The organism is Candidatus Methylomirabilota bacterium (genome assembly GCA_035315345.1).
In the GTDB taxonomy this organism is placed as follows: Bacteria; Methylomirabilota; Methylomirabilia; order Rokubacteriales; family CSP1-6; genus CAMLFJ01.
Window position 1 is genome coordinate 70,082 of sequence record DATFYA010000021.1, and the last position, 26,871, is coordinate 96,952.

A 26,871-nucleotide genomic window follows, 5' to 3' on the forward strand; every position below is an offset into this window, starting at 1 on the left:
CCACGTGAAGCTGGGCTCGGTGTGGTTCCACAAGATGTGCCCGGTCAAGGCCGCCCGCTCCGCCAAGTAGTTCCCTCCCCTCCGAACCGCGACAGCTTCATCAACAGCAGCATCGGCCAGCCGACATAGCGAGCGCCGCGGGGGTATGCCGCGGCCAGCGAGTCGTCGACGGGGTGCTCATCGAGGCGCTCGACGGTGAGGTCGGCCTCGCGCGCGGCCCTCACGTAGTCGCTGATCGCGTGCGGCCGGCTGGCCGGCTGCGTTCGCTCGCCGGTGCGCGGGTCGTAGAAGCGCGCTTGCACGCCGCGCTCCACCATGGCCGGATGCATGGCCGAGATCACGACGGCGCCTCGCGGACGCGCGGCGCACACCCGCGCCAGCTCCCGACAGAGCGCGCCCAGATCGGCCACGTGCTCCAGCACCAGGCAGCACAAGACGCGATCGATCGTGCCGTCCTCGAACGGCAGCGGCGTGGTGACATCGTGCCGCAGGAACCGCACGCGCTCGGCTCCCGGCTTCTCCCGCGCCGCCGCGAGCATGCCCGGCGAGAAGTCCAGCGCGGTGACGTGCGCGCCCTGCATGGCCAGGCGGACCGCGTGTCGTCCGGTGCCGCAGCCGACATCGGCCACGGCGAGACCGGCCGTCTCGCCGATCAGCGCGCCGATGTGCCGCTCCTCCAGGGCGATCAGCGGGTTGCCGTCCCGATCGTAGACCTCGGCCCACAGATCGTAGGCCTCACGGGTGGGCAGGTGGCGGACCATGCCGGCAAGCATACCCGGCCCCGCGTCCGGATGGCACACGTACAATGATCCCCGAGATGATCTCGACGACGACCGATGCTCGCGACGTGTTGTTCGTCGGCGACGTGCAGGGGTGCGCGGCGGAGCTGCGCGATCTCCTGCAGGCCTCGGGCTTCGATCGCCGGCGCCATCGCCTGGCGCTCTGCGGCGATCTGATCAACCGCGGGCCGGACAGCGTCGGCGTGCTCGAGCTGGCGCGCGAGCTCGACGCGGTGGCCGTTCTCGGCAACCACGAGGTCTCGCTGATCGAAGGTCGCGCCTCGGCGTCGCTGGACCTGGTCCGGGCGCAGCTGGGCCGGTCGCTGGACGAGTGGCTCGGCTGGCTGCGGGCCCTGCCCACGTTCGTCGTCGAGGCAGACTACATCCTCGTGCACGCCGGCATCGCGCCGGGCAAGCGCCCGGAGGAGTGCACGCGGGAGGAGCTGACCGAGATCCGCACCGTCGACGGGGGCGTGCCGTGGTTCGATTTCTGGCGCGGACCCGAGACCGTCGTCTTCGGCCACTGGGCCGCGCGGGGCCGCGTCGACCGGCCGCTCTGCAAGGGTCTCGATACCGGCTGCGTGTACGGCGGGCGGCTCACCGGACTCTGGTGGCCGCGGCGCGAGTGGGTCTCGGTGCCCGCGCACCGGGCCTGGTTCGTTCGCGCCGGCGACCACGCGGCCGGATAGCGGCCGCTACCGCGTCACGACCGCGCGGGCGCCGCCGACTCCATCATCGCGAGCAGCAGCGCGAGCAGCATCACCGCCGTCGACGCGATGAGCCACCGCACCGTCTTTCGGTACTCGCGCTCGTCGTCGTCCTCGATCCGGAGCGATCGGAAGAGCGCCACGATCTGCAGGGCGATGGCCCCCACCAGCGTGGCGGTCGAGAGCACCGAGCGGACGGTCCAGTGGCCCGAGGCCTCGAGGCCCCAGAAGCGGAGGAACGCGAGGGAGAAGCCGAGGAGGACGGTGATCGCGGTGATGATGCCCTGCCGGTAGCCGGGAGGCGGCGGCCGGCGCGAGGGCTCAGGGATGGCCGCCTCGCGCGAGGCGGCTTTGTCGTCACCGGCGACCGGATCGTTCATCGGTGAGCGGAGAGGAGCAGGAATGGTGGAGACGAGGGGAGTCGAACCCCCGACCTCGGCGTTGCGAACGCCGCGCTCTCCCAACTGAGCTACGTCCCCGATTCCCGGTCCCGGCGGAGCGCCGCAACTGAGCTAACCTGCCGTCGGACCGGATCATTGTACTCGGGGGCGGTCCGGCCGACAAGCGTGCGGCCGCCCGCGCGTCAGCTCTTGGGCTCCTGCGATGCCCCGAAGGCCCGCAGCAGCGGGGTGAACAGATCGAGGGGCAGCGGGAAGAAGGTGGTGGTGTTCCGCTCCGCCGCCACCTCGCGCATGGTCTGCAGATAGCGGAGCTGCACCGCGATCGGGAAGCGCATGAGCACCTCGGCGGCCTCCCCCAGCTTGGCCGCGGCCTGGAACTCGCCCTCGGCGTTGATGACCTTGGCGCGCCGCTCCCGCTCGGCTTCCGCCTGTTTCGACATCGCCCGCTGCATGTCCTGGGGCAGGTCCACGTTCTTGACCTCCACCGCCGCCACCTTCACGCCCCAGGGGCTGGTGTGCTGGTCGATGATCCGGGTCAGCTCCTCGTTGATCTTCTCGCGGCTCGCGAGCAGGTCGTCCATCTCCTGTTGCCCGAGGACGCTCCGCAGCGTGGTCTGGGCCATCTGCGACGTCGCGTAGAGATAGTCCTCGACGCTGATGACCGCCTTGGCCGCGTCGAGCACCCGGAAGAAGATCACCGCGTTGACCTTCACCGAGACGTTGTCCCGGGTGATCACGTCCTGCGGCGGCACGTCCATGGTGATGGTGCGCAGGCTCACCTTGACCATCTTGTCGACGAACGGGATGAGCAGGACCAGCCCGGGACCCGACCCGTCACCGCCCGGATTGAAGATCGCGTTCGTCCGGCGGCCGAAGCGGAAGATGACCGCCCGCTCGTACTCGCGCAGGATGCGGAACGAGGAAAAGAAGATGTAGAGCAGGATCACCACCACCGGGATGATCCCGAACAGCAGCTGGAAGCCTTCCATGGGTCTCCTCCTGGGAGTTCTTACGGTCGCTGCGCCGAGCGCCGGACCTCGAGGGTGAGCCCGTCGATGGCCGTGACCTGTACCGCCTCGCCGGCGCCGATCGCGGCGTCTGGGCTCACCGCGCGCCAGAGCTCGCCGTCGATGAGCACCTGCCCTTCCGGCTGTAGCGCGGTGCGGACGACCCCGCGTCGTCCGACCATCGCGCTCGGGCCGGTCACCGACGGGCGGTAGAGGGCCCGGATGCCCATGGATACCGCGAAGAACACGAGGGCCGCGGTGGTGCCGACCGTGGGAATGATCACGAGCCACGAGAGCCGGATCCCGGTGGTCCCGGGCGTGTCGTAGAGCATGAGGGAGCCGAGCAGCATGGCGACCACGCCGCCCACCGTGAGGATGCCGTGGCTGACCACCTTGATCTCCACGATCAAGAGGACGACCCCGAACAGGAGCAGGAGCAGGCCGGCCCAGTTGACGGGCAGGCTCTGGAAGGCGAAGAAGGCCAGGATCAGGCAGATGCCGCCGATCACCCCGGGCAGGATCGAGCCCGGGTTCGACAGCTCGAAGAAGATGCCGAGCATGCCGGCCATCATCAGCAGGTAGGCGATGTTCGGATCGGAGATCAGGGCCAGGAAACGATCGCGGAAGCTCACCTCGATCACCTTCACCGGCGCGTCCTTCGTGGCGAAGGTCATCGGTCCTTTGGCAGTTTTCACGGTGCGCCCGTCGATCTTGGCGAGCAGGTCCGGCACGTTCTCGGCGATCAGGTCGACCACCTTCAGCTTCACCGCCTCGCGCTCGGTGGCCGAGACCGACGACCGGACCGCCTGCTCGGCCCACTCCGCGTTGCGACCGCGCTCGGCCGCGATGGTCCGCGCGAACGCCGCCGCGTCGTTCTCGACCTTCTTGCTCATCTCCTTGTCCATGGACCCGCCCACCGCCACCGGGTGCGCGGCGCCGATGTTGGTGGCCGGCGCCATCGCGGCCACGTGGGCGGCCATGGTGATGAAGACGCCGGCGGAGGCGGCCCGCGCGCCGGTGGGCGCCACGTAGACGATCACCGGGATCGGCGCGCCGAGGATGGACTGGACCATCGACCGCATCGAGCGCTCGAGACCGCCCGGGGTGTTCAGCTGGACGATGAGGGCCTGCGCGTTCTCGCCCTGCGCCCGATCGAGCGCGGTGATCAGCAGGCGCACCGTGACCGGGGTGATGGCCGAGTCCATCTCGATCAGGGACACCGGACGGGCCGCCGAGGCCGCCGGCGCGACGGGAAGCAGCACGGCGAAGGCCACGAGGATCGCGACGCCGAGGAGAGGCCGACGCATGGCCGATCTCACGCGGTCATCTTAGCACGCGGCCGCCGCGCGGACGTGGCGGCGGCTACCGGCCGAGCGCCACCACCGAGAGCAGCTCGAAGAGCAAATTCGACGCGAGCACGCCGGTGATCGCGCCGGGCCCGTCGTAGGGCGGCGAGACCTCCACGATGTCGCCGCCGGCCAGCTCGAGCCCGCGCAGCCCGCGCACCAGGCCGAGCGCCTCGTACGACGTGAGGCCGCCCGCCTCCGGGGTTCCCGTGCCGGGCGCGTAGGCGGGATCGCACGCGTCCACGTCGAACGAGCAGTACACGGGCCCGCCGGCCAGCCGACGCAGGCGCTCGACCGCCGCGGGCACCCCGCGCTCCTTGACGTCCTCGATGCGGAGGACCTCGAAGCCGTGCTCCCGGTGGAAGTCGAAGTCCTCGGGGCCGTAGAGTGGTCCGCGGATGCCGACCTGGATCGAGCGCGCGCCGTCGATCAGCCCCTCCTCGATCGCCCGCCGGAACGTGCTGCCGTGGTAGTACGGAAAGCCGAAGTAGCGGTCCCAGGTGTCGGGATGCGCGTCGAAGTGGACGAGGCCGAGCCGCCCGTGCCGTCGCGCGAGGGCGCGCAGCACCGCGAGGGTCACGGTGTGATCGCCGCCCACGCAGAGCGGCACCGCGCGGGCCGCCACCACCGGCGCCAGCGTGCGCTCGATGGCCGCGAAGGTGGCCTCGATCGAGACCGGGACGATGTCGACGTCGCCGCAATCGGCCACGCGGAGCCGATCGAACGGGTGCACCCGCAGCGCCGAGTTCCACGGGCGGATCAGGGACGATTGCTCCCGCACGTGCCGCGGGCCCATGCGCGCGCCCGACCGGTACGAGCAGCCGCCGTCGAACGGGATGCCGCAGAGAGCCACGTCGAGCCCGGCCGGGGATTCGATGTGGGGCAGCCGCATGAAGGTGGCGGGCTGGGCGAAGCGCGGGGACGCGAAGCCGTCCCGCGGCTTCGGGTGCTCGCTCGACGCGTCCATGGCCGCGGCCGCGCAGAAGCGGCGGCTACAGCTCGCCGCGCAGGGCGGCCACCGCCTCCGCCAGGCGCCGGATGTCCTCGGCGGTGTTGTACACCGAGAAGCTCGCGCGCAGCGTGCCGACGATGCCGAGGCGCTTCATGAGCGGCTGGGCACAGTGATGTCCGGCCCGCACCGCGATCCCGCGCTGGTCGAGGAGCGCGGCGCCGTCGTGCGGATGAAGGCCCTCGACGTTGAACGCCACCACCGCGCCCTTCATCTCCGGATTGCGCGGGCCGTAGAGCGTCACGCCGGGAATCGGCGCCAGCGCGTCCATGGTCGCCGCGGTGAGCGCCTGCTCGTGCGCGGTCACCTGGCTCATGCCGAGCTTGCCGAGGTATTCGATGGCCGCCTGCAGCCCGACCGCGCCCGCGATCGGGGGGGTGCCCGGCTCGAAGCGCCACGGCAGGTCGTTCCACTGGGCGTGATCGATCCAGACCTCCTTGATCATCTCGCCCCCGCCCCACGCCGGCTCGAGCCCCGCCAGGATTTCTCGACGGCCATACAGAACGCCAACGCCGGTCGGGCCCAGCATCTTGTGACCGGAGAAGGCGTAGAAGTCGGCGCCGAGCGCGGTCACGTCCACCGGCAGATGGGGCACGGCCTGGGCGCCGTCGACCACCACCAGCGCGCCCGCGCCGTGCGCCGGCTCGGCGATGCGGGCGATCGGGTTGATGGTGCCGAGCACGTTGGACACGTGCGCCACCGCCACCACGCGCGTGCGCGGCGACAGCAGGCGGGCGAACGCGTCGAGGTCGAGGTATCCCTCGCCCACCACCGGGATCGCGCGGATGATCGCGCCGCGATCGCGGCAGACCATCTGCCAGGGGATCAGGTTCGAGTGGTGCTCCATCTCGGTGACCACGATCTCGTCCCCGGGCTGGAGCGTCCGCCCGATCGCCTGCGCCACCAGGTTGATGCCTTCGGTGGTGCCCCGGGTGAAGACGATCTCCTCGCGGCTCGGCGCCCCGATGAAGGCGCGCACCGCGTCGCGGGCCGCCTCGTAGCGCTCGGTGGCCTCCTCACCGAGGGTGTGCAGGGCGCGGTGCACGTTGGCATGGCTCGTCTGGTAGTAGTGCTGCACCGCCTCGATGACCTGGGTCGGCTTCTGGCTGGACGCGGCCGAGTCGAGGAACACGAGCGGGTGGCCATTGACGATTCGGGACAGGATCGGAAAGTCTCGGCGGGTCTTCTCCCCCATGTTCATCGCGTCGCCTCGCTCTCGAGCGCCGCCCGGAGGACGGTGAGCGGCAGGGCCACGCACTTCATCCGCGACGGCCGGATGTCCGAGTCCAGGCGCTCCAGTAGATTCGCGGTGGTGAGCTCCCCGGCCCGGCTCGCCGGCTGGCCCTCCATCATCTCCAGCAGCAGGTCGGCGGAGGCCGCGGAGATCGCGCAGCAGTCGCCGCTCCAGCGTGCCTCGGTCACGCGGCCGTCGGCCAGGCGGCCCTGGATGCGCACGCGATCGCCGCAGAGCGGGTTCACGTCCTCGGCCGACATGTCGGGCCGCTCGATCGCGCCGCGGAAGCGCGGCTTCCGGAAGCGGTCGCGGATGACGTTGCTGTAGAGCGCCATGTCACTCCGACAGCTCCCCGCGCACCGCGCTCTGGCGATAGGGCGGGAAGCGGTAGGCGCTGTCCCGCGAGAGCAGGCCGCCGTGGCCCAGCGTGGCGATCTCCGGCGCGCCGGTGGCCTCGCCGGTCAGGATGCGCGGGAGGACCAGGTCGAACGTGGTGGCCTGCGAGAACATCCCGCAGGCCGGCATTCCCAGCACCGGATGCCCGCGCAGGTCGGCGATCCACAGCAGGCTGCCCGGATGCGCGGGCGCGCCGTGGCGGAGCATCCGGCCGCCCAGCTGCTCCAGCCCCGCGAACATGGGGTCGAGCGGGTCGAGCGAGCCCGCCCCGGCCGCGATCAGGATGTCGGCGCCGGCCGCCAGCAGGGCTGCCATCTCCCCCGCCATCGCCTTCCCGTCGCCCGCGGCATAGCGCACCGGCAGCAGCCGCGAGCCGAACCAGTCGATCTTCTCGGTCAGCGACGACTCGAACCGCTGCCGCTGCGGCGGCGCCAGGCTCTCGCGGCTCAGCGCGCCGAGGACACGCGGCACGAACGGCGTCACCGTGACGAGACCGCCCGCGGTCCACGCCCGGCTCTCCGCTTCCTTCACCAGCCGCTCGGGAATGGCCAGCGGGGTGATCTTGGCCTTGGCCACCGCCTCGCCCGCTTCCACCGGCTGTAGATCGAAGAGCGTGAACACCGACATGCCCTCGAGCCGGTTCACCGCCTGCAGGGCGGCGACGTTCACGCGCACCAGGCCGCGACGCTGTCCGACCAGGGTCCACTGGCCGCCGACGTAGCCCTTCACCTGGACGTTGGCCCCGCACGCGGCGGCGGCCAGGCGAGCGCCGGCCGGCTCCTCGTGGACATCGCCCGGCTCGATCTCCAGGAGATGCACTTCCGGCCACGGCAGCGCGAGCAGCCGCACGGCGGCGGCGGCGTCGAGCACCTGGCCCTTGTTGATGGCCACCTTTCCGGCTGAGTCGCGCACGTCGTGACAGGCGATGCGCCCCTCGAGGGCGTCGGCCGTCACGGTGTCGGGCTTGATGGTGATGGCTTTCATGCGTGGCTGGCGGTCGTCGGTCTGCGGCAGGGCATTGTTCTGATCTGCGGGGGAGCGGCGGCGCTCCTCCCCCAGACCCCCCCACCGCATTGGTCAGGGCGGCCGCGGTTCATTTAAGGCCTCGGCGCACTTTCTCGGAGATGGGCATGCCGGTGGCGTGGCGCTGTGTGGCGAGCGCCTCGGCCAGGATGCTGAGCGCGATCTCGGGCGCGGACTGCGCGCCGAGATCGAGCCCGATCGGCACGCGCACTCGCGCGAGCGCCTCCTCGCTGACCCCGTCCTCGCGCAGCAGGTTGAGGATCGCGGCCCCGCGTCGGGTGCTGCCGAGCAGGCCGATGTAGCCGACCGGCGTGCCCAGCGCGTGGCGCAGCACCGGCAGGTCGTACTTGTAGTCGTGGGCTACCAGGATCAGCGCGGTGGTCGGGATGAGCGGCACCTGCGTGACCAGCTCGGACGGCACGCCGATCCGCAGGTCGTCCACGTCGGGGAAGCGCTCGCGGGTGGCGAACCGCGGGCGACCGTCCACCACGATGGTGCGGAAGCCGAGCGTCTTGGCCATCGAGGTCAGCGGCATCGCGACGTGGCTCGCCCCGACCACCAGCAGCGTGGAGGGCGGCCCGAAGACCTCGGCGAAGGCGCGCACGTTCTCGAGGAACAGCGTGCGCGACTTGCCCGTGGCCAGGGCCTGGCGGGCTTCGGCCTCGAATCGCTCGTCGAGGAAGGCGTCGCCCAGCGTGCCCTCTCGGGTGCCGGTGTCGAGGAGCAGCAGCTTGGCCCCGTTGTGCGGTGGGTCCAGGCGCGTGACGATGACCGCGCGGCCGCCCGCTTCGGCGTGGGCGCGCGCCCGGTCGTCGAACACCACGGTGGCGCTGCCGCCCGGGCCGAGCGTGACCGGCTCAACGAAGACCTCGATCGTCCCCCCGCAGGTCAGCCCGATCTCCCAGGCCTCCTCGTCGCCCAGGTTCAGCTCGAGCAGGCGAGGCGCGTTCTTGTCCAGCACGTCGGCCGATTCCTCGATGACCTGCGCGTCCACGCACCCGCCGATGGTCACCGAGCCGAGCACGCGCCCGCCCTCGCCCACCAGCATCTTCGCCCCTTCCTTGCGGGGCGTGGTGCCGCGGGTGTTGACCAGCGTGGCCACCGCCACCTTGGCCTCGCTCTTGTCCAGCTGATCCAGATGACTCGAAAGCTCGCTCATGTCTGCCTCGGCTACCTCAGCTTGAGATGCCCGGCGAGGTCCCGGAGGCTCGCCAGGTTGTGCGCGGCCGCGAAGTGGTCGACCAGGGGCAACGCCGCGGCCATGCCCCGGGTCAGGGGCTCGTAGGACGGGTTGCCCAGGAGCGGGTTCAGCCAGATCAGCCGCCCCGCCTTTCGCTTGATGGTCAGCATCTCGTTGGCGAGCAGCTCGGGCTCGCCGGTGTCCCACCCATCCGACAGCAGCAGCACGATCGTGTGCCGGTCGACGAGGTGCCCCCAGCGGGCATTGAACTCCTGGAGCGACTCCCCGATCCGGGTGCCGCCCGAGAAGTCGCGCACCTCGGTCAGCTTCGCCAGCGCCTGTCGGTACGAGGCACCCTTGAGATGCTCGGTCACGCGGGTGAGACGCGTGGAAAAGGTGAAGGTCTCCACCCGCCCGAAGACGTTCTGCAGCGCGTAGAGGAACTGGAGCAGGAACCGGCTATAGAGATCCATCGAGCCCGAAACGTCGCACAGCAGGACCAGCCGGATTTTGCGCCTCCGGCGCTCGCGGCGGCGCAGCTCGATGATCTCGCCCTTCATCAGGTTGGCCCGGATGCTCCGGCGCAGGTCGACCACGCCCCCGCGCCGGGTCGGGCGCTTGCGGCGGCTGATCCGGCGGGCCAGCCGCTTGGCGATCAGGATCGTCAGCCGCGCCACCTCGTCCAGATCCTCAACCGGGAACGCCGAAAAGTCTTGATCCATGAGGATCTCTTTGTCACTGACCCCCGGGACCTCCAACGGCTCTCCATCGTCCTCCGCCTGCTCCTCCCAGCCCTCGAGCGCCACCGACACCTTCTTCTGCGCGGCCGCCTCCGCAGCGCTGTTGCCGGCGTGCTCCTCGGGAATCGCGGCCTCCGCGGGCGTCGTCAGGCCGTCGAGCCCCTGCCCCTCGGCGGCCTGGAAGCGCCAGAAGGCCTCGAAGCAGCGGTCGAAAGCGGGAAACTCCTCGTGTCGGGCCACCAGCGTGGTGCGCAGGGCCAGGTAGACGTCCCGGCGATCGAGCAGGTCCACCGCCTCGAGCGCGCGCACGCCGTCCATCATCTCGCCGATGGTCAGGGGCAGCCCCGCCGCCCGCAGCATGTGACCGAAGCGGAGGACCGCGGTGGTGAGATCGCGCGGGCCCGCCATCCTAGCCCGCCTTGCTATCCACCGGGCTCACGAAGCGCTTGAGTCCGCTCGCGGTCAGCTCCCGCTTGAAGCGCTTGACGTCGTCGGCATCCTTGAGCACGCAGCCGAGCGTCTCCAGCACCAGCTCCTCATCGAGGTGATCGGCGTGCAGCGAGGAGAGCGCCTGGGCCCAGTCGAGCGTCTCGGCCACGCCCGGGACCTTGGCGAGGCGAACCGTGCGGAGGCTCTCCATGAAGCGCGAGATCTGGCGCGCGAGGGCCTCGTTCACTCCCGGCACCTTGCGCATCACGATCCGCACTTCCTTGTCGAAGCCCGGGAAGTCGATCCACAGGTAGAGGCACCGCCGGCGCAGGGCGTCGGACAGCTCGCGGACGCGGTTCGAGGTCAGGATGACGTACGGCGGATGGGTCGCCTTGACGGTGCCGATCTCGGGGATCGTCACCTGGAACTCGGACAGGACCTCCAGGAGAAAGGCTTCGAACTCCTCGTCCGCGCGGTCCACCTCGTCGATGAGCAGCACCGGGGGCTTGCCGTCCTGGCTGATCGCCTGCAAGAGCGGACGACGGATCAGGAACGGCTCGGAGAAGATCGTGGCCTCCTTCTGCGAGAGCGTGTGGGTGGTGCTCTCCTCGAGCTTGATGTGCAGCAGCTGCTTGGGATAGTTCCACTCGTAGAGCGCTTGCGCGGCGTCGAGCCCCTCGTAGCATTGCAGGCGGATCAGGTTGGTGTGGAGCATCCGCGCCATCACCTTGGCGACCTCGGTCTTGCCCACGCCCGCGTGCCCCTCGATGAGGAGCGGCTTCTTGAGCGTCATGGCCAGGTGCACGGACGTCGCGATGGCGGGGTCGGTGACGTAGTCCGCCGCTTCCATCATCTGCTCGATCTTCTCGATCTCGGCTCTCATGGCCCTCTCAGTCTACACGCGTGATTGAGGCCTCGCCGCTACCCGGCCGGCGGCCCGGCGCGACGCGTCGCCCGGATCTTCTCATAGTCCCCCGGGGTATCGACGTCCGGAGGCATGGCGAGGTCGAAGTCCACCCACTCGATCCGCGTCGGGTCCCGCTGGATGATCGGCCGGGCGCCCTGGTCGCCCCCGAGACGCAGCAGCTCGGGGAAGATTCCGCGCTTGAACAGCACCGGGTTGCCCTGTCCGTCGCGATACCGCGGTGCCACGATCGGCTTGTCGCTGGTGCGTCGCGCGGCCAGCAAGGCCGGGACGATCGACGGCGGCAGCATCGGCTGGTCGCCCAGCGCGATCAGGGCCCAGTCGGCGGACGCGGGCAGCGCGCCGATGCCGACCCGGACCGAGCCGGCCTGGCCCTCCTCCGGCGCCGGGTTCACCACGATCTGCACCTCGAGGCCGCCGAGGGCCGACTCGATGGCCTCCACCGCGGGCCCCGACACCACCCAGACCGAATCGACGCCGCCGCTCAGCACCGCCTCGACCGCGTGGCGGACGATCGCCCGGCCGTCCAGCAGCATGAGCAGCTTGGCCTGCCCCATGCGGCGCGAGAGGCCGGCGGCGAGGATGACCGCCGCGATCACCGTGTGCCCTCAAAGCCGAGCCCCGCGGAGCACATCCCGCGGGGCTCGGGGATCAGCCGATGTCTCACCCGGTGAGTCTACTTCACGGCCGCCGCGGCCGCCTCCATCGCGCGCTTGGCGAACACGCGCAGCAGATGGCTCTTGTACTCGACCGAGCCCTGCAGGTCGGCCTGGACGTCCACGCCCTCGGCCGCCTTCTCGGCGGCGGCCTGGATCGACGCGGCGTCGGTGCCCTTGCCGGTGATCGCCGCCTCCACGCCCTTGGCGCGGACCGCTTTCGTGCCGGCGCCGGTGACGCCCACGCTGGCCTTGCCGATCTTGCCGCCGTCGACGCTCAGCACCGCGGCCACCCCCACCACCGCGAAGCGCGACGCCGGGTGCGGGAACTTCATGTAGGCGGCGCCGGTCTTGGGCGCCATCGCGGGCACCCGCACCTCGGTCAGGATCTCGTCGGCGGCCAGCGCGGTGGTGAGCAGGCCCTTGAAGAAATCGTCGGCCTTGATCGTCCGCTTGCCCTTCGGTCCCTCCGCCACCATCTCGGCCCCGAGCGCGATGATCGCGGCCGGGTAGTCCGCGGCCGGGTCCGCGTGCGCGAGGCTGCCGCCGATCGTGCCCATGTTGCGCACCATCGGGTCGCCGATCTGCGCGGCCACCGCGGCGAGCACCGGGCACCTCGACTTCACCACCGGCGAGGACTCGACCTGGTAGTGCGTGGTCATCGCGCCGATGACCAGCGCGCCGCCTTCCTCCTTGATGCCGGACAGCCCGGGAATCTTGCGCAGGTCGACCAGGTGCTTGGGCTGGGCCAGGCGCAGCTTCATGGCCGGTAGCAGGCTGTGGCCGCCCGCGAGGAGCTTGGCGTCGTCCTTGTGACGCCCGAGCAGGTCCAGCGCCTCTTTCACCGTCCCCGGCGTGTAGTACTCGAACTGAGCTGGGTACATGTCGGCGTCTCCCTCACTTCCTGGATTTGGCGGCCTGCGCGGTCTTCCAGACCCGCTCGGGCGTCAGGGGCATGGCGTCGATGTGATCCACGCCGAGGGCGGACAGCGCGTCCACCACCGCGTTGACCACCGCCGGCGTGGAGGCGATGGTCCCGGTCTCGCCCGCGCCCTTCACGCCGAGCGGGTTGACCGGAGTCGGGGTCTCGGTGCGGTCGGTCTCGTAGAAGGGCAGCATGTCGGCCTTGGGCAGCGCGTAGTCCATCATGCTGCCGCTGACCAGCTGGCCGGAGTCGGCGTCGTACACCGCCTCCTCCCAGAGCGCCTGGGCCACGCCCTGGGCGATCCCGCCGTGCACCATGCCGTCGACGATCATCGGGTTGATGACGTTGCCGACGTCGTCGACGGCCAGGTAGCGGAGGATCTTCACGTGGCCGGTGTCGGGATCCACCTCCACCACGCAGGCGTGCGCCCCGAACGGGAAGCAGAAGTTGGCCGGATCGTAGAAGCTCGTCTCCTCGAGCCCGGGCTCCACCCCCTCCGGATAGTTGTGCGGCACGTACGCGGTCAGCGCGACCTGCCCGAAGGGGATCGCCTTCTGGGGCGCCCCCTTCACCACGAACTGCCCGCCCACGTAGTCCATGTCCTTCGGATTGGCCTCGAGCAGGTGCGCGGCGATCTTCTTGCCCTTCTCCTTGATCTTGTTCAGCGACATCACGATCGCGGTGCCGCCCACCGAGGCCGAGCGGCTGCCGTAGGTGCCCATGCCGAACGGCACCCGGCCGGTGTCGCCGTGCACGATCTCCACGTCGTCCATCGGGATGCCGAGTTGATCGGCCACGATCTGGGCCATCGTCGTCTCGTGCCCCTGCCCGTGCGAGTGCGAGCCGGTGAACACGCTCACCTTGCCGGTCGGATGCACCTGCACCTTGCCGGACTCCCAAAGCCCGGCCTGGGCGCCGAGCGATCCCACCACCTTGGACGGGGCGATGCTGCAGGCCTCGATGTACGTCGAGAAGCCGATGCCCAGCAGCCGGCCCTTGCCCCGCGCGTCCGCCTGCTCGGCGCGGAACTTCTTGTAGTCGAGCATCCCCAGCAGCTTGTCGAAGGCGGCGCCGTAGTTGCCGCTGTCGTACTGCAGCGCGACCTTCGTCTGGTAGCCGTTGTCGAACTTCGGGATGAAGTTCTTCCGGCGGATCTCGGCCGGGTCCATCTTGAGCGCGGCCGCGGCCGCGTCCACCATGCGCTCGAGCAGGTAGCACGCCTCGGGGCGGCCGGCCCCGCGGTAGGCGTCCACCGGGGTGGTGTTGGTGAAGACGCCGGTCACCTCCGCGTGGATGGCCGGCCACTCGTACACACCGTTGAGGAGCGTGGCGTAGAGATAGGTCGGCACCGCGGGGGCGAATGTCGACAGGTAGGAGCCCAGGTTCGCGGTGGTCTTCACGCGCAGCCCCAGGAACTTCCCGTCCTTGGCCAGTGCGACCTCGGCGTCCGTCACGTGGTCGCGTCCATGCGCGTCGGTCTGGAAGGCCTCGCGCCGCGACGACGTCCAGCGAATCGGCCGCTTGACCTGCTTGGTGGCCCAGGTGCAGACCGTCTCCTCGTTGTAGAGGAAGATCTTGGAGCCGAAGCCGCCGCCGACATCCGGCGCGATCACCCGCACCTTGTGCTCCGGAATGCCCAGCACGAAGGCGGTCATCAGCAACCGGTGCACGTGGGGGTTCTGCGAGGTCACCCACAGCGTCCAGTCACCGGTGGCCTCGTCGTAGCGGGCCACGCAGGCCCGCGGCTCCATGGGATTGGCCACCAGGCGCTGATTGACGATGCGCTTCTTCACGGTGACCGCGGCGGATTTGAACGCGGCGTCGGTGGCCGCGGCGTCGCCGATCTGCCAGGTGAACGCCACGTTGCCGGGCGCCACCTCGTGGATCTGGGGCGACCCCTTGGCCGCCGCCTTCTCGGTGCTGGTGACCGAGGGCAGCACCTCCCAGTCCACCTCGACCGCCTCCGCCCCGTCGCTCGCCGCGGACTGGCTCTCCGCGATGACGATCGCCACCGGGTCGCCCACGTACCGGGCCGCGTCGATGGCCAGCGGCATGTGGGGCGGGATCTTCAGCTCGGGCAGCAGCCACCCGCACGGCAGCGAGTTCACCCCGGCCAGGTCCTTGCCGGTGAAGATCGCGACCACGCCGGGCATCTTCGCGGCCTTCGTGGTGTCGATCTTGCGGATCTTCGCGTTGGCGTGCGGGCTGCGCACGAACACCGCGTGGGTCATGCCGGCCAGCTTCAGGTCGTCGGTGTAGTTCCCCTTGCCGGTGATGAAGCGGGGATCCTCACGCCGCTTGATGCTCGCGCCGAGGAGCCGGGCCGTCGCCATGGTCGCGCCTCACTTCCCCGCCATCTGCTCGGCGGCGTACTGGATGGCCTTGACGATGTTGTGGTACCCCGTGCAGCGGCACAGGTTGCCTTCCAGGTCGTGGCGGATCTGCGCCTCGGTGGGTCGCGGGTTGCGCTGCAGCATCTGGTGCGCCGACATGATCATGCCCGGCGTGCAGAAGCCGCACTGCAACCCGTGCTTCTCCCAGAACCCGTTCTGGATCGGATGCAGCTTGCCGTCCTTGGCGAGGCCCTCGATGGTGAGCACCTGCGCGCCCTCGCACTGCACCGCGAGCAGCGTGCACGACTTCACGGCCACGCCGTTGACGTGCACCGTGCACGCCCCGCACTGGCTCGTGTCGCAGCCGACGTGCGTGCCGGTCAGACCCGCCTGCTCCCGGATGTAGTGCACGAGCAGGAGCCGGGGCTCCACGTCGTGGGACTGGGGGGCGCCGTTGATCGTCATCGACACGGTCTTTTTCACTGCGCTACCTCCTGGGTGAAGGGTCCGAGGCCGGGAAAACGCCCACAACCGTATGCCGGGGCGAGGACGGTGTCAAGGGGTGCCGCCGAGGAGGCGGCGACCTTCGATGCGGGCCTGCTCCAGGACTTCGCGGACCGCCACGCCTCGGTCGCGCGCGATGCGTCGGACCTCCTCGAACTCGGGTGTCACCGTGACCACGCGACCCTCCAGACGGGAGACCTTGAAGTCCACCGGCCCGTACATCGTGTCGAGACGCACCATCTCCCGGTCGAGCCGGGCGCGCTGGTAGGCGGTCCACCGCACCCCGATGGTCGAGGACTCCTCGAAGAGCACCCGGGACAGCTCGGTCACCCGACCGGGCTCGCACAGCGCGGTGAGCACGATGCCGGGACGGCTCCGCTTCATGATGACCGGCGTGAGCCAGGCGTCGAGGGCGCCCGCGGCGAGCAGGCGCTCGAGGAGGGGTTCGTAGAGCTGTGGCGACATGTCGTCGATGGTGGTCTCGACCTGGACGATGGTCTCGGCCGGCGCGGTCACCGCCGCCTCGCCCACGAAGAGGCGCAGCACGTTCGGAGTGTCGAGCTCCATCGTGCCGGCGCCGTAGCCGACCGCGGTGACCCGCATGGCCGGCATCGCCCCCGCCCCCGCGGCCAGCGTCGTCAGGATGGCCGCGCCGGTCGGGGTCACCAGCTCGCGCCGGATGCCGGTGTCGAGCGTGGGAAAGCCCTTCAGCATCTCCGCGGTTGCGGGACCCGGCACCGGCATCTTGCCGTGGGGACCCTCGATGAAGCCGCCGCCCACCGGCAACGCGCTGAAGTGGACCGCGTCGATGCCGAGCAGGTAGAGCCCGATGCACGAGCCGGTGACGTCCACGATGGCGTCGACGGCGCCCACGTCGTGGAATTGCACGCGCTCGGGCGTCGTCCCGTGTACGCGGGCCTCCGCCGCGGCGAGCCGGCGGAAGACGCGCGAGGCCATGTCGCGTACCGCGGGTGCCAGGCGGCTACCGTCGAGGATGCCGAGGATCTCCTCGAGCCCCCGGTGCCCGGAAGCCCGATGCCCGGTGGAGTGCGCGGGCCGCGCGCCCTGGGCGGCCCGGCCCATGTAGCCCGGGTCCTGCTCGTAGCCGTCCAGGTGCACGTCGACCTTCGTGGCCCGGAAGCCGGCCTTCATGACCTCGCGGCGCTCCAGCCGGTAGCCGGCCACGCTGAGGCCGGCCAGCTCGCGCTCGAGTGTGTCGAAGGAGGCGCCGGCGTCGACGAGCGCGCCGAGGATCATGTCGCCCGAGGCGCCGCTCGGGCAATCGAAGTAGGCGATCTTCATCTGCGGGGGCCCCGACATGGCCCCCGCACTCCCCCCATCGGCGGGCAGCCGGGTGCGTCAGTCACCGCCACTCCCCCCATCGGCGGGCAGCCGGGTGCGTCGGTCACCGCCACTCCCCCCATCGGCGGGCAGCCGGGTGGGTCACCGCAACTTGGAGGCGAGCTTGTTGATCTGATTGGCCTGGGCGGCGGCGCCGTAGCCGTTGTCGATGTTGACCACCGACACGCCGGGCGCGCACGAGTTCAGCATGGCGAGCAGCGCGGCCACGCCGCCGAGCGAGGCGCCGTAGCCCACGCTGGTCGGGACCGCGATGACCGGCCGGTCCACGAGGCCACCCAGCACGGTCGGCAGCGCGCCTTCCATGCCCGCCACCGCGATGATCGCGTTGGCCTCGTTCAAGCGGTCGAGGTGCGGCACCAGCCGGTGCAGCCCGGCCACGCCGCAGTCGAACAGCCGCTCGACCGCGTTGCCCATCGCCTCGGCGGTCACCGCGGCCTCCTCGGCCACCGGCTGGTCGGACGTGCCCGCGCTCACCACCACGATGAGGCCGACGCCCTCGGACGGCGCCGGATTGACCACGACCAGCCGGGCCATCTCGTGAACCCGGCACGGCAGCCCGCTCGCGAGCAGCGCCTCGATCACGTCGGCGGAGGCGCGGGTGGCCAGGACGTTGTGGTGGCCCTCGGCGAGCCGGCGCCCGATCGCCACCACCTGCTCCGGCGTCTTGCCCTGGCAGAAGATCGCCTCGGGCACGCCGTGACGGAGCGAGCGATGCACGTCCACGCGCGCGAAGCGCAGGTCCTCGACCGGCAGGTCGCGCAGCCGGGCCAGCGCCTGCGCGGGGCTGATCGTCCCGCGCGCGACCGCCTCGAGCAGCGCGGCTACTTTTTCCCGATCCACTTGAGCGCCTCGTTGGCGCTGCCGCTGCGAAAGCCCTGCAGGTCGAGGGTGACGTAGAGATAGCCCAGCTCGCGGAACCGCCGCACGATCGCGGTGTGGCGGTCCTCCTGCCACAGCCGGCCCATCTCGTCGGGCGGCAGCTCGATGCGCGCCAGGCGGTCGTGATGGCGCACCCGGAACTGGCGGAAGCCGAGCCCGCGCAGAAACGCCTCCGCCTCGTCGATCTGCCGCAGCTTGGCCGGCGTGATGAGATCGCCGTACTGGAAGCGCGAGGACAGGCAGGCGAACGAGGGCTTGTCCCACGTGGGCAGGCCGAGATCGCGCGACAGCGCGCGGATCTCCTCCTTCCACAGCGCGGCCTCGATCAGCGGCGCGCGCACCCCGCGGGCCTGGGCGGCCTTCATGCCCGGCCGGTGATCGCCGAGGTCGTCCATGTTCGCCCCGTAGACGACCTGCGCGACGCCGGCCCGACGGGCGATCGGCTCCAGCCGCGAGAACAGCTCCTCCTTGCAGTGAAAGCACCGGTCCGGCGAGTTGCGCGCGTACTCGGGCCGGTCCAGCTCGTGCGTGCGCACCACCTCGTGCCGCAGGCCCAGGAGCGCGGCGAGGCGGCGCGTCTCCTCGAGCTCGGCGGCCGGGTAGGTCTCGGAGTCGGCGGTGACCAGCAGCGCGTCGGCGCCCACCGCGTCCTTCGCGGCGCGGGCCAGGAAGGTGGAGTCCACCCCGCCGGAGAAGGCCACCACCACGCGGCCCATGCCGCGGACGATGTCGAGCAGCCGGTGGTACTTGTCGGCGAGCGCGGCTTCGCGGGTCATCCGCTCAGGCAAGCATGGGCCCGGCCAGCCGGGCCAGCGGAACGATCGGTCGCGCGCCCACGTGGCCGATGACCTCGGCGGCGGCCAGCGATCCGAGCCGTCCGCAGGTTGGCAGGTCGAGTCCCCGACACATGCCGTAGAGTACCCCCGCCGCATAGAGATCGCCGGCCCCGGTCGTGTCCACCACCGCGCTCACCGGGTGCGCGAGGACCGTATGGACCTTGCCGCCGCCGATCAGCACCGACCCGTCCGCGCTCCGGGTGAGGGCCGCGATCTCACACTGGTCGCGGACGTGCCGGAGGGCTGAGTCGAAGTCGCCGACCTGGTAGAGGGCGCGGATCTCCGCCTCGTTCGCGAAGAGGATGTCCACGTGATTCTGGACCAGGTCGCGGAACGCGGCCCGATGTCGATCGACGCAGAAGGGATCCGACAGGGTCAGGGCGACCTTGCGCCCGGCCGCGTGCGCGATGGCGGCGGCGGCGCGGAAGGCTTCCTGGGCCTCGGGCGGATCGAACAGATACCCCTCCAGATAGAGGATGCGGCCGCGGGCGATCGGCGCGCGGTCCACGTCGGCGGGGCCGAGTCGCACGGAAGCGCCGAGAAACGTGCCCATGGTGCGCTGCGCGTCCGGGGTGACCAGGATGAGGCACCGCCCGGTGGCCGGCCCGGAGGTGGCCCGGGGGGTGTCGTAGCCCACGCCGGTCGCGCGCAGGTCGTGACCGAAGACCTCTCCGAGCTGATCGTCGCGCACCTTGCCCACGTAGTGCGCGCGGCCGCCGAACGACGCCACGCCCACCATCGTGTTGGCCGCGGAGCCGCCCGAGATCTCGACGCCCGGGCCCATCGCGTCGTAGAGGGCGCGCGCCCGATCCTCGTCGACGAGGTGCATGGTCCCCTTCACCAGGCCCTGGCGGCCGAGCATCGCGTCGTCGGCGTGGCTCAGCACGTCGACGAGCGCGTTGCCGATGCCGACCACGTCGAGGTCGCCCGGGCTAGCCACGGCGGCGGGCCTTCGCCTTCGGGGGGAAATAGCGGTCCAGCAGCAGCGCGAGGCGCTGCCGCGTGCGCGGCGGGAAGGCGGCCGGATTGGTGATCACCGCGCTGGCCAGCGCGTCGCCGCAGCCCGCGTGGCAGGGCTTGCCCACCCGCGGGATGACCCGCTTCAGCACCACCTTGGCGGTGGCGACGTTCTTCAGCAGGTTCGCCACCACCGCCTCCACGCTGACCGCGGCGTGGGTCTCGTGCCAGACGTCGTAGTCGGTGGCCAGGGCCAGCGTGGCGTAGCACAGCTCGGCCTCGCGGGCCAGCTTGGCCTCCGGCATGTTGGTCATGCCGATCACCGAGACGCCCCAGCGGCGGTAGATCTGCGATTCACCCCGGGTGGAGAACTGAGGGCCCTCGATGCAGATGTAGGTGCCGCCACGGTGCACCCGGGCGCCGGCCTCGCGCCCACCGGTCTCCAGCAGGTCGCCGAGCGCCGGGCACACCGGATCGGCGAGGCCGACGTGGCCGACGATCCCATCGCCGAAGAAGCTCGAGATCCGTCGCTTCGTGTGGTCGTAGAACTGGTCGGGGATGACGAGGTCCAGCGGGTGGATCTCCTCCTTCATGCTGCCCACCGCGCTGACCGAGATGACCCACCGCACGCCGAGCGACTTGAGCCCGTAGATGTTCGCGCGGTAGTTGATCTCGCTCGGGGTGACCCGGTGGGCGCGGCCGTGGCGCGGCAGGAAGACGACTCGGCGATCGCCCAGTCGGCCGGTGCAGTAGGCGTCCGACGGGTGGCCGAACGGTGTCTTGACCCGGACCCAGCGCACGTCCTCGAAGCCCTCGATCTCGTAGAGCCCGCTTCCGCCGATGATGCCGAGCGCGGGCTCGGACGGCCGCGACGCCGGCGCCATCCTCACGCCTCCGCCTCGCCGATCAGGCGCCCCTGGGTGCGGTCACCGCGCGTCTCGCCGATCTCGAGCGTGACCATGCGCCGGCCGAGTCCGTCCGGCCCGTCGAAGAGCACCTCGACGTAGTTGGCGGTGAGTCCGACCAGCCGCCCACTGGCCGGGTCGCGTGCGTCGAGCACCAGGGCCGGGCGCCGCGATCCGGCGAGCGCGCCCCGGAACGCGAGGCCTTTCTCGCGCCCGAGCCGGCGCAGGCGGCGGGCCCGCTCCCGAATGGACGCGGCCGGCACGTGATCGGGCCGGCGCACCGCCTCGGTGCCGCGGCGGTCCGAATACGGGAAGACGTGCAGGTAGGAGAAGGGCAGCGACGCGACGAAGGCGAGCGTGGCCTCGAAGTCCCCCTCGGTCTCGCCGGGATGACCCACGATGACGTCGGCGCCGAGCCCCAGCGCCGGGATGGCGGCGGCGAGGCGCGACACCAGGTCGCGGTACATTCCGGTGTGATACGGTCGCCGCATCAGCCGGAGCACGCGATCGCTGCCGCTCTGCAGCGGCAGGTGCAGGTGCGGCGCGACCGCCGGCAGCGTGGTCACCGCGTCGATCAAGTCCGGCGTGAAGTAGGCCGGCAGCACCGAGGACAGCCGCAGCCAGCCGAGCCCGTCGATCTCGGCCAGGCTCCGCACGAGCCCGGCCAGCGACGTGCGCGGAGAGAGATCCCAGCCGTAGTGGCCGATGTCCACGCCGGTCAGGGTGATGTCGAGGTAGCCCGACTCCACGAGGCCGCGCACCTGGTCGATCACCACCTTCGGCTCCTGGCTCCGGCTGCCCCCGCGGGCCGTCGGCACGATGCAGAAGGCGCAGCGGTGCTGACAGCCGTCCTGGATCTTCACGAAGGCGCGCGAGCGTCCGGCCATGCGGGCGAAGGGGGCGACGGGGACCGTCCGGACGGCCGCGATGTCGCCGACCTCGATGGCCGGCCGCGGCGGCTTGATCAGCGAGCCCAGCAGGTCGGGCAGGCGGTACTTCTCGTGGTTGCCCACCACCAGATCCACGCCCGGAATGGCGGCCACCGCGGTCGGGTCCGTCTGCGCATAGCAGCCCGTCACCACCAGGAACGCGCCCGGGTGCTCGCGGGCGACGCGGCGGATCAGCTGCCGGTCCGAGAAGTCGGCGCGCCCGGTGACCGTACAGGTGTTGACCACGTACACCTGCGCGGCCTCGCCGGACGGGACCACGCGAAAGCCGCCGCGCTCCAGGAGCGCGCCCATCTCCTGCGACTCGACCTGGTTGAGCCGGCAGCCGAGGGTGCCGAGGGCCACCGTGACCGGAGCGGTCACGCGGTGACCTCCTCGCGGAGCTGGCCGCAGGCCGCGCCGATATCTTCTCCCTTGCTCCAACGAATGGTCGCGGTGATGCCGTGCTCGAGCAGGATGGCCTGGAAGGCGAGGATGCGCGGCAGGGACGGCCGGCCGAAGCCCGAGCCCTCCCAGTCGTTGAACGGAATCAGGTTGATCTTGCCTCGGATCCCCTTGAGGAGCCGCACCAGTCGCCGCGCGTCCTCCGCCGCGTCGTTCACGCCGTCGAGCAGCACGTACTCGAAGGTCATCCGCTGGCGGAACGGCAGCGGGAAGCGCCGGCACGCGGCCAGCAGCTCCTCGATCGCGAAGCCGCGGTTGATCGGCATGATGCGGTCGCGGATCTCGTTGCTGGTGGCGTGGAGCGAGATCGCGAGATTGACCTTCAGGCTCTCCTTGGCCAGCCGCTCGATTCCGCTCACCAGCCCCACCGTCGAGACGGTGATGCGACGGGGCGAGAAGCCGAAGGCCCGCGGGTCGGTGAGTAGCCGCAGCGACTTCACGGTCGCCCCGTAGTTGGCGAGCGGCTCGCCCATGCCCATGTACACGATGTGAGTGATGCGCTCGCCCGGGCCGAGCCCGCGTCGCGCCACCATCACCTGCCCGACGATCTCGCCCGCGCTCAGGTTGCGCTCGAGGCCCATGGTGCCGGTGAAGCAGAACGCGCAGCCGAATCCGCAACCCACCTGGGTGGAGACGCACAGGGTGAGGCGGTCGCCATCGGGCATGAGCACCGACTGCACGCGCGCGCCGCCGGCGTAGCGGAGCACCAGCTTCTGGCTGCCGTCCTGCGAGGGCGTGCGCCGCTCGACCTCCGGTAATTCGACCCGCATCGAGGCGGCGAGCGCGGCGCGGAAGTCGCGAGGGAGATCGGACATGGCCTCGATCTCGGCCACGCCCCGGGTGAAGATCCAGCCCGCGAGCTGGCGGCCCCGGTACCGTGGGACGCCTAGCGATTCGGCCAGCTCCTCCATCTCGGCGGGGAACAGATCGAGCAGATTCGTCGATGACATACGCACCGACGAATAGTAGCACAGCGGTCCGGGGCCGGCGGCCGGCCCGGGCGTCCTCGGCTGCTTCTACGCGGCGCGGATCAGGCGCGGCCGCCGCGTCCTACCGTCGCCAGCTCCAGAGCAACCTCCACACCAGTCGTACCGCCTTGTCACCCGTGTTCATCCACCAGTGTTCGCGCATGCCTCAGTCTCTCACGAGTTGGTTTTGTCGGCCCCGCCGACCCGCCCTTGCCTGGCTTCGCGGCCATCGCCTATACTCGCGGCGTCGAAACGGAGGATGAGATGCGCGAGATGGCGATCCTCGAGCCGGGCTGGCGGTCGGCGATCTTCGGCTACCTTGTCTTCGTCGTTGCGCTCTTGCTCACCGTGATCGTGTCGTCGGGCGCCGTCGCGCGCTCCGGAGCCATCGTCGGGCTGCTGGCGGTGTCCCTGCCCGCTCTCGTCGCCTGGCTCTACATCGAATCCAGCGGCTGGATGGGGCCCGAGCCGGCGTGCCGGATCGTGCGCGGCGCCGTCATCACGATCGCGCTGTCGTGCAGCCTGGTCGGACTGTTCCTCACCGTCTGGTCGTTCTCACGCCTCGGCGCCTTCCTGGTCCTCATCGAGGGGCCGCTCTGGTACCTCGCCATCAGCGCGGTCGCCTATATGCGCGACGAGGCGGACCCCGGCACGTGATCTCGTCACCGCGGCGCACCGGCCAGGAGATCCCGCGGCGGTGAGCCGGGCCAGAGGCCGGTCGAGCAGAAAGCCGCCGATGAAAGCGGTATCGCGCCGCATCATGGCCCAGGTGCGCGCCATGAGGCGAGGCAGCCGACCGCTCAGCCTCTCGGACGCCGAGTGGCGTGCCCTGACCGCGGCGCCCCGCCGCCGCGCGCGCCGTGAAGCCTAGATCGTCGCCGCTCCGCGACGTTGCGAGCCCGGACTCGTCGCCGTCGCCGGGAGGACAACCCACAAACCGTGTGGGTCGGCCGTGGATAACCCGGTGGGTCGCTGACCGCTCGTCGATAAATTTCAGCTACTAGGAGCGTATCGCCGCTCCGGTGAGCACCGCGACTTCCTACTTCAGGCTCGCCTCGTGCAGCAGCAGCCACTGGTCCGCTCGTGGTGTCCACGTCACCCGGTCGCGCGTCGCGTAGATGTCGACCTGCTGCATCAGGAAGACCCACGTGGCGTCCTCGACCATCGCGCGCGCCAGATCGGCGTAGATCTTCTTCCGCCGGGCCGGGTCCATAGTCGAGCGGCCCGCGTCGAACAGCGCGTCGATCTTCTCGTTCTTGTAGTAGAGGCCGCGGCCTTTCGACGAGACCAGGTTGTACAGCTCGTCGCCGTCCTGCATCGGACCGCCGAGCCCGAGCAGGTAGGCGTCGGAGAACTGCTTGCCGAGGTAGCGCTTGAAGTAGGCGCCCCACTCCGCCACCTGCACGCGCGGCTTGACGCCGGCCTTCTGCCACTGCCCGCCCAGCGCCTCCGCGATCTCCTTGTCGCCTTGATAGCGTCCGGCCGGCGCGTCCAGCGAGATCTCGAGCCCGTCGGGATAGCCCGCCTCGGCGAGCAGCCGCCGCGCCCGCGCCGGATCCGGCTGGTATCCCTTCACCGACGGATCGAAGCCGAACATCTGCGGAGTGAACGGCCCGTCCATTCGACGTCCGTTGCCGTCGAGCACGCTCTTCACCAGCGCGTCCACGTCGGTGGCGTAGTTCAGGGCCTGGCGCACCCGCACGTCGGAGAGCGGCTTCTTGAAGGCGTTCAGTCCCAGATAGATGATCCACGTGCTGGGCACCCGCTGGACCCGGATGCCGCCGACGCGCTCCAGCTCGCTGGCCAGGTTGGGCGGCAGCGTGTCGATGAGGTCGACCTCGTTGTTCCGGAGCGCGGCGGCGCGGGTGAACGGCTCCGGGATCGGCTTGAACACGATGCGGCGGATGCGGGGCGCGCCGCGCCAGTGGCGATCGAACGCCTCGACCACCAGGCGATCGTCCTTCACCAGCTCGACGAACCGGAACGGACCGGTGCCGACCGGCCGCAGGGCGAGCCCCGGGTTGCCCTTCTCGGCGGTGTACTTCGGCGGCACCATCGGGAAATCGACCAGCCGGTTCAGCAGCGGCGCGTAGGGCTGGCGCAGCACGAGGTTGACGGTGTGGTCGTCCACGACGTCCACGCGCGCGACCTCGCCGATGTTCGCCCGGTTGGGAGACTTCTGGTTGGGATCGAGCACACGGTCGAAGGTGAAGCGGACCGCCTCCGCGTCGAACGGCTCGCCGTCGTGGAAGATCACCCCGCGCCGGAGCCTCAGCTGCAGCGTCAGGTCGTCGAGCGCCTTCCACGACTCCGCGAGCTGGGGCACGATCCGGTTCTCGGCGTCGCGGCCCACCAGCGAGTCGAACATGCTCACGCCCACCTTCGCCCGGATGGACGAGAGGTTCATGGTCGGATCGAGGTTCTCGGGCGTCCACGGCAGGCCCACGCGCAGCTCCCCCGCGGACTGCCCCGGCGCCGGGACCGGGGCCCCGAGCAGGAGCAGGAGGACGAGCGCGCTCCGGCGGAGCGCCACGGAGACGCTCATCGCGCCGCCTTCACCGCGGCGAGGACCGCGGACAGGTGGGCGTCCGGAGTGGCCAGGGGCAGGACGCAGCCCGGGCCGACCAGGATGCCGCGCCCGCCGGTCTGGGCGATCGCCTCGCCGGCTTCCGCGGCGGCGGCGTCGGCCGGCCCGCGCAGCAGGGTCCGGCCTTCCCCGAGCCCGCCCACCAGCCCGCCGGTGAAGCGCGCACGGGCGTCGCCGAGGCTCGGCGCGGCGAGCCGATCGTGCCAGTTGATCGCGTGCACGGGCAGCCGGGCGGCCTGGTCGAAGTACACGTCGCGCCCGTGCAGGTGCAGCAGCGTGAAGGCCGAGGTCGCGGCCACCGCGTCGAGCATGCGTCGGATCCGGGGCTGCTCGAAGCGCGACCATTCCTCGGCGGTGACCACCTCGGGCGTGGCGGCCTGGGTCGCGAAGAAGAGGCCGTCGGCCCCGGCGGACAGCGCCGCCTGCGCGTGCCGGGCCATGGTCTCGGCGATGGCGTCCAGCGCGGGCTCGACGGCGGCCGGCTCGTCGCGAAGATCGGCCACCGCGCGATCGCCGGCCAGCTTGCGCGCCACCGTGAGCGGCGAGAAGAGCGTGTGCAGGATCGGCGCGTCGTCGGAGCGGCCGCGCGCGATCAGCCGCACCGCTTCGAGCTCGCGGCCGAGCGCGCCCGCCCCCGGGTCGAGCGCGCGGATGCGGCTCCAGTCGGCGCGGTCCTGCACCGCGTGCTTCGTGCACTGCTTGGCCCCGTTGGGGGAGCCCTGGTAGGCCACCTGGCAGCCCCAGTCCTCCACGCAGTAGACGCCGCTCGACATCACCTTCACGAAGTCGAGATCCCAGCGGCGCTGGAACGCGAGCATCGCCTCGGCGAGCCCCGCCGCGGTGTGGTCGACGTCGGGAACGTGTCGCCAGAACGAGACCGGAGGCCGATCGACGGCTTCCCGTCGGAGCGCGGCCATCACGCGAGAGCGCTTGTCCATGACGCCGCGAAGTCTACCACGCCGTCGCGCGGCCTCGCGCCGCGCGCGGGACGGCGGGTTTTGTGCGGAGGGAACTTCCGGGACGCGGTATGGTCTAACCGTGCGAGAGGCGGAGGCAGGCGATGCGCCGCGCTTCCTGGACCGGCTGCGGGCCGGCGAGGCGTCCGCCTTCGAGGAGCTCGTGACCACGTACCAGCATCGCGTCTTCGGGGTGGCGCTGCGGATGCTCGGCAACGCGGCGGAGGCCCAGGACGTGGCCCAGGAGGCGTTCCTCCGCGCTCACCGCGCGCTCGGCGAGTTCCGCGGCGACGCCAAGCTGTCGACGTGGCTGTACGCGATCACCTCGCGGCTCTGCCTCAATCGCCTCGCCTCGGGCGAGCGGCGGCTCGTGCGACAGGGCGAGGAGACGCTGCTCCGGCTCGCCGACGACCGCCGGCGGCCGGACGCCGCGCTC

Annotated in this window: 27 protein-coding genes and 1 tRNA gene; 3 read left to right on the plus strand and 25 right to left on the minus strand. The window is 71.0% G+C overall.

Translation table 11 applies throughout. The annotated features are described in order from the left end of the window. Positions 1 to 44: 44 nt before the first annotated feature. Positions 45 to 761, minus strand: coding sequence for a class I SAM-dependent methyltransferase (locus tag VKN16_03670; GenBank protein HME93305.1), 717 nt, complete (start codon positions 759 to 761; stop codon positions 45 to 47). A 56-nt stretch (positions 762 to 817) separates the two neighbouring features. On the opposite strand from VKN16_03670, the gene VKN16_03675 reads away from it, so the two are divergent. After that, on the plus strand, positions 818 to 1,468 hold the full coding sequence (locus VKN16_03675) for a metallophosphoesterase (GenBank protein HME93306.1): 651 nt from the start codon (positions 818 to 820) through the stop codon (positions 1,466 to 1,468). A 14-nt stretch (positions 1,469 to 1,482) separates the two neighbouring features. On the opposite strand, the gene VKN16_03680 is transcribed toward VKN16_03675, so the two are convergent. The 22 genes from VKN16_03680 to rlmN form a co-directional block, all read right to left on the minus strand. Next, positions 1,483 to 1,866 carry a hypothetical protein gene (locus tag VKN16_03680; protein HME93307.1) on the minus strand — a complete coding sequence of 128 codons (384 nt, stop codon included), beginning with the start codon at positions 1,864 to 1,866 and terminating at the stop codon, positions 1,483 to 1,485. 23 nt (positions 1,867 to 1,889) lie between these two features. Further along, positions 1,890 to 1,965 (minus strand) — tRNA-Ala (locus VKN16_03685). 104 nt (positions 1,966 to 2,069) lie between these two features. Then, complete coding sequence (locus VKN16_03690; GenBank protein HME93308.1) at positions 2,070 to 2,876, minus strand: slipin family protein; 807 nt, start codon at positions 2,874 to 2,876, stop codon at positions 2,070 to 2,072. A gap of 20 nt (positions 2,877 to 2,896) precedes the next feature. Next, entirely contained in the window at positions 2,897 to 4,201 is a 1,305-nt protein-coding gene (locus VKN16_03695; GenBank protein HME93309.1) for a nodulation protein NfeD, read from the minus strand. A 55-nt stretch (positions 4,202 to 4,256) separates the two neighbouring features. After that, a complete protein-coding gene (gene speB / locus VKN16_03700) occupies positions 4,257 to 5,207 on the minus strand; it encodes an agmatinase (protein HME93310.1) in 951 nt (316 codons plus the stop codon). A 25-nt stretch (positions 5,208 to 5,232) separates the two neighbouring features. Continuing rightward, positions 5,233 to 6,450, minus strand: coding sequence for a cysteine desulfurase (locus VKN16_03705; protein ID HME93311.1), 1,218 nt, complete (start codon positions 6,448 to 6,450; stop codon positions 5,233 to 5,235). Further along, entirely contained in the window at positions 6,447 to 6,818 is a 372-nt protein-coding gene (locus VKN16_03710; protein ID HME93312.1) for an iron-sulfur cluster assembly scaffold protein, read from the minus strand. The genes VKN16_03705 and VKN16_03710 overlap by 4 nt, the downstream gene beginning before the upstream one ends. Before the next feature lies 1 nt (position 6,819). Next, positions 6,820 to 7,863, minus strand: a complete 1,044-nt coding sequence (locus tag VKN16_03715) for a hypothetical protein (GenBank protein ID HME93313.1) — start codon at positions 7,861 to 7,863, stop codon at positions 6,820 to 6,822. A 109-nt stretch (positions 7,864 to 7,972) separates the two neighbouring features. Then, the gene (locus tag VKN16_03720) at positions 7,973 to 9,061 is read right to left on the minus strand and encodes an XdhC/CoxI family protein (GenBank protein HME93314.1); all 1,089 of its coding nucleotides are present in this window, start codon (positions 9,059 to 9,061) and stop codon (positions 7,973 to 7,975) included. A gap of 11 nt (positions 9,062 to 9,072) precedes the next feature. Then, entirely contained in the window at positions 9,073 to 10,230 is a 1,158-nt protein-coding gene (locus VKN16_03725; protein ID HME93315.1) for a VWA domain-containing protein, read from the minus strand. Position 10,231: 1 nt separating this feature from the next. Beyond that, positions 10,232 to 11,134, minus strand: coding sequence for a MoxR family ATPase (locus VKN16_03730; protein HME93316.1), 903 nt, complete (start codon positions 11,132 to 11,134; stop codon positions 10,232 to 10,234). A gap of 38 nt (positions 11,135 to 11,172) precedes the next feature. Next, positions 11,173 to 11,775, minus strand: coding sequence for a nucleotidyltransferase family protein (locus VKN16_03735; GenBank protein HME93317.1), 603 nt, complete (start codon positions 11,773 to 11,775; stop codon positions 11,173 to 11,175). Positions 11,776 to 11,852: 77 nt separating this feature from the next. Then, positions 11,853 to 12,716, minus strand: coding sequence for a xanthine dehydrogenase family protein subunit M (locus tag VKN16_03740; GenBank protein ID HME93318.1), 864 nt, complete (start codon positions 12,714 to 12,716; stop codon positions 11,853 to 11,855). Between the two features lie 13 nt (positions 12,717 to 12,729). Then, positions 12,730 to 15,090 (minus strand): molybdopterin cofactor-binding domain-containing protein, encoded by a 2,361-nt coding sequence (locus VKN16_03745; protein ID HME93319.1) that lies wholly within the window; start codon positions 15,088 to 15,090, stop codon positions 12,730 to 12,732. Positions 15,091 to 15,099: 9 nt separating this feature from the next. Then, complete coding sequence (locus VKN16_03750; GenBank protein ID HME93320.1) at positions 15,100 to 15,555, minus strand: (2Fe-2S)-binding protein; 456 nt, start codon at positions 15,553 to 15,555, stop codon at positions 15,100 to 15,102. Between the two features lie 90 nt (positions 15,556 to 15,645). Then, positions 15,646 to 16,914: a nickel pincer cofactor biosynthesis protein LarC gene (gene larC, locus VKN16_03755; GenBank protein ID HME93321.1), complete on the minus strand. Its 1,269-nt coding sequence runs from the start codon at positions 16,912 to 16,914 to the stop codon at positions 15,646 to 15,648. A 123-nt stretch (positions 16,915 to 17,037) separates the two neighbouring features. Next, entirely contained in the window at positions 17,038 to 17,796 is a 759-nt protein-coding gene (gene larB / locus VKN16_03760) for a nickel pincer cofactor biosynthesis protein LarB (protein HME93322.1), read from the minus strand. Then, positions 17,778 to 18,611, minus strand: a complete 834-nt coding sequence (larE, locus tag VKN16_03765; GenBank protein HME93323.1) for an ATP-dependent sacrificial sulfur transferase LarE — start codon at positions 18,609 to 18,611, stop codon at positions 17,778 to 17,780. Before larE ends, larB begins: the two co-directional genes overlap by 19 nt. 4 nt (positions 18,612 to 18,615) lie before the next feature. Then, positions 18,616 to 19,533: an adenosine kinase gene (locus VKN16_03770; protein ID HME93324.1), complete on the minus strand. Its 918-nt coding sequence runs from the start codon at positions 19,531 to 19,533 to the stop codon at positions 18,616 to 18,618. A gap of 70 nt (positions 19,534 to 19,603) precedes the next feature. Next, positions 19,604 to 20,512 carry an S-methyl-5'-thioadenosine phosphorylase gene (gene mtnP, locus VKN16_03775; protein ID HME93325.1) on the minus strand — a complete coding sequence of 303 codons (909 nt, stop codon included), beginning with the start codon at positions 20,510 to 20,512 and terminating at the stop codon, positions 19,604 to 19,606. Positions 20,513 to 20,514: 2 nt separating this feature from the next. After that, the gene (gene mtaB, locus VKN16_03780; GenBank protein ID HME93326.1) at positions 20,515 to 21,843 is read right to left on the minus strand and encodes a tRNA (N(6)-L-threonylcarbamoyladenosine(37)-C(2))-methylthiotransferase MtaB; all 1,329 of its coding nucleotides are present in this window, start codon (positions 21,841 to 21,843) and stop codon (positions 20,515 to 20,517) included. Further along, on the minus strand, positions 21,840 to 22,874 hold the full coding sequence (gene rlmN, locus VKN16_03785) for a 23S rRNA (adenine(2503)-C(2))-methyltransferase RlmN (GenBank protein HME93327.1): 1,035 nt from the start codon (positions 22,872 to 22,874) through the stop codon (positions 21,840 to 21,842). Before rlmN ends, mtaB begins: the two co-directional genes overlap by 4 nt. A 282-nt stretch (positions 22,875 to 23,156) precedes the next feature. Here rlmN and VKN16_03790 point away from each other — a divergent pair, with 282 nt between their 5' ends. Then, entirely contained in the window at positions 23,157 to 23,549 is a 393-nt protein-coding gene (locus tag VKN16_03790) for a hypothetical protein (GenBank protein HME93328.1), read from the plus strand. Between the two features lie 382 nt (positions 23,550 to 23,931). Here VKN16_03790 and VKN16_03795 read toward each other — a convergent pair whose 3' ends face one another. Together VKN16_03795 and VKN16_03800 are read right to left on the minus strand one after the other, a co-directional pair. Next, positions 23,932 to 25,437, minus strand: coding sequence for an ABC transporter substrate-binding protein (locus tag VKN16_03795; GenBank protein HME93329.1), 1,506 nt, complete (start codon positions 25,435 to 25,437; stop codon positions 23,932 to 23,934). Further along, complete coding sequence (locus VKN16_03800; GenBank protein HME93330.1) at positions 25,434 to 26,417, minus strand: uroporphyrinogen decarboxylase family protein; 984 nt, start codon at positions 26,415 to 26,417, stop codon at positions 25,434 to 25,436. The genes VKN16_03795 and VKN16_03800 overlap by 4 nt, the downstream gene beginning before the upstream one ends. A 100-nt stretch (positions 26,418 to 26,517) precedes the next feature. Between VKN16_03800 and VKN16_03805 the strand changes: the two genes are divergently transcribed. Continuing rightward, the coding region (locus VKN16_03805; protein HME93331.1) for a sigma-70 family RNA polymerase sigma factor at positions 26,518 to 26,871 on the plus strand (354 nt) is incomplete at its 3' end.

What these genes read in the sequence shown, in the direction of transcription:
- VKN16_03670 (HME93305.1), bottom strand. Translation starts at nt 761, where the DNA reads ATGGTCCGCCACCTGCCCACCCGTGAGGCCTACGATCTGTGGGCCGAG.
- VKN16_03675 (HME93306.1), top strand. Translation starts at nt 818, where the DNA reads ATGATCTCGACGACGACCGATGCTCGCGACGTGTTGTTCGTCGGCGAC.
- VKN16_03680 (HME93307.1), bottom strand. Translation starts at nt 1,866, where the DNA reads ATGAACGATCCGGTCGCCGGTGACGACAAAGCCGCCTCGCGCGAGGCG.
- VKN16_03690 (HME93308.1), bottom strand. Translation starts at nt 2,876, where the DNA reads ATGGAAGGCTTCCAGCTGCTGTTCGGGATCATCCCGGTGGTGGTGATC.
- VKN16_03695 (HME93309.1), bottom strand. Translation starts at nt 4,201, where the DNA reads ATGCGTCGGCCTCTCCTCGGCGTCGCGATCCTCGTGGCCTTCGCCGTG.
- speB (HME93310.1), bottom strand. Translation starts at nt 5,207, where the DNA reads ATGGACGCGTCGAGCGAGCACCCGAAGCCGCGGGACGGCTTCGCGTCC.
- VKN16_03705 (HME93311.1), bottom strand. Translation starts at nt 6,450, where the DNA reads ATGAACATGGGGGAGAAGACCCGCCGAGACTTTCCGATCCTGTCCCGA.
- VKN16_03710 (HME93312.1), bottom strand. Translation starts at nt 6,818, where the DNA reads ATGGCGCTCTACAGCAACGTCATCCGCGACCGCTTCCGGAAGCCGCGC.
- VKN16_03715 (HME93313.1), bottom strand. Translation starts at nt 7,863, where the DNA reads ATGAAAGCCATCACCATCAAGCCCGACACCGTGACGGCCGACGCCCTC.
- VKN16_03720 (HME93314.1), bottom strand. Translation starts at nt 9,061, where the DNA reads ATGAGCGAGCTTTCGAGTCATCTGGATCAGCTGGACAAGAGCGAGGCC.
- VKN16_03725 (HME93315.1), bottom strand. Translation starts at nt 10,230, where the DNA reads ATGGCGGGCCCGCGCGATCTCACCACCGCGGTCCTCCGCTTCGGTCAC.
- VKN16_03730 (HME93316.1), bottom strand. Translation starts at nt 11,134, where the DNA reads ATGAGAGCCGAGATCGAGAAGATCGAGCAGATGATGGAAGCGGCGGAC.
- VKN16_03740 (HME93318.1), bottom strand. Translation starts at nt 12,716, where the DNA reads ATGTACCCAGCTCAGTTCGAGTACTACACGCCGGGGACGGTGAAAGAG.
- VKN16_03745 (HME93319.1), bottom strand. Translation starts at nt 15,090, where the DNA reads ATGGCGACGGCCCGGCTCCTCGGCGCGAGCATCAAGCGGCGTGAGGAT.
- VKN16_03750 (HME93320.1), bottom strand. Translation starts at nt 15,555, where the DNA reads ATGACGATCAACGGCGCCCCCCAGTCCCACGACGTGGAGCCCCGGCTC.
- larC (HME93321.1), bottom strand. Translation starts at nt 16,914, where the DNA reads ATGTCGGGGCCCCCGCAGATGAAGATCGCCTACTTCGATTGCCCGAGC.
- larE (HME93323.1), bottom strand. Translation starts at nt 18,611, where the DNA reads ATGACCCGCGAAGCCGCGCTCGCCGACAAGTACCACCGGCTGCTCGAC.
- VKN16_03770 (HME93324.1), bottom strand. Translation starts at nt 19,533, where the DNA reads ATGCTCGGCCGCCAGGGCCTGGTGAAGGGGACCATGCACCTCGTCGAC.
- mtnP (HME93325.1), bottom strand. Translation starts at nt 20,512, where the DNA reads ATGGCGCCGGCGTCGCGGCCGTCCGAGCCCGCGCTCGGCATCATCGGC.
- rlmN (HME93327.1), bottom strand. Translation starts at nt 22,874, where the DNA reads ATGTCATCGACGAATCTGCTCGATCTGTTCCCCGCCGAGATGGAGGAG.
- VKN16_03790 (HME93328.1), top strand. Translation starts at nt 23,157, where the DNA reads ATGCGCGAGATGGCGATCCTCGAGCCGGGCTGGCGGTCGGCGATCTTC.
- VKN16_03795 (HME93329.1), bottom strand. Translation starts at nt 25,437, where the DNA reads ATGAGCGTCTCCGTGGCGCTCCGCCGGAGCGCGCTCGTCCTCCTGCTC.
- VKN16_03800 (HME93330.1), bottom strand. Translation starts at nt 26,417, where the DNA reads ATGGACAAGCGCTCTCGCGTGATGGCCGCGCTCCGACGGGAAGCCGTC.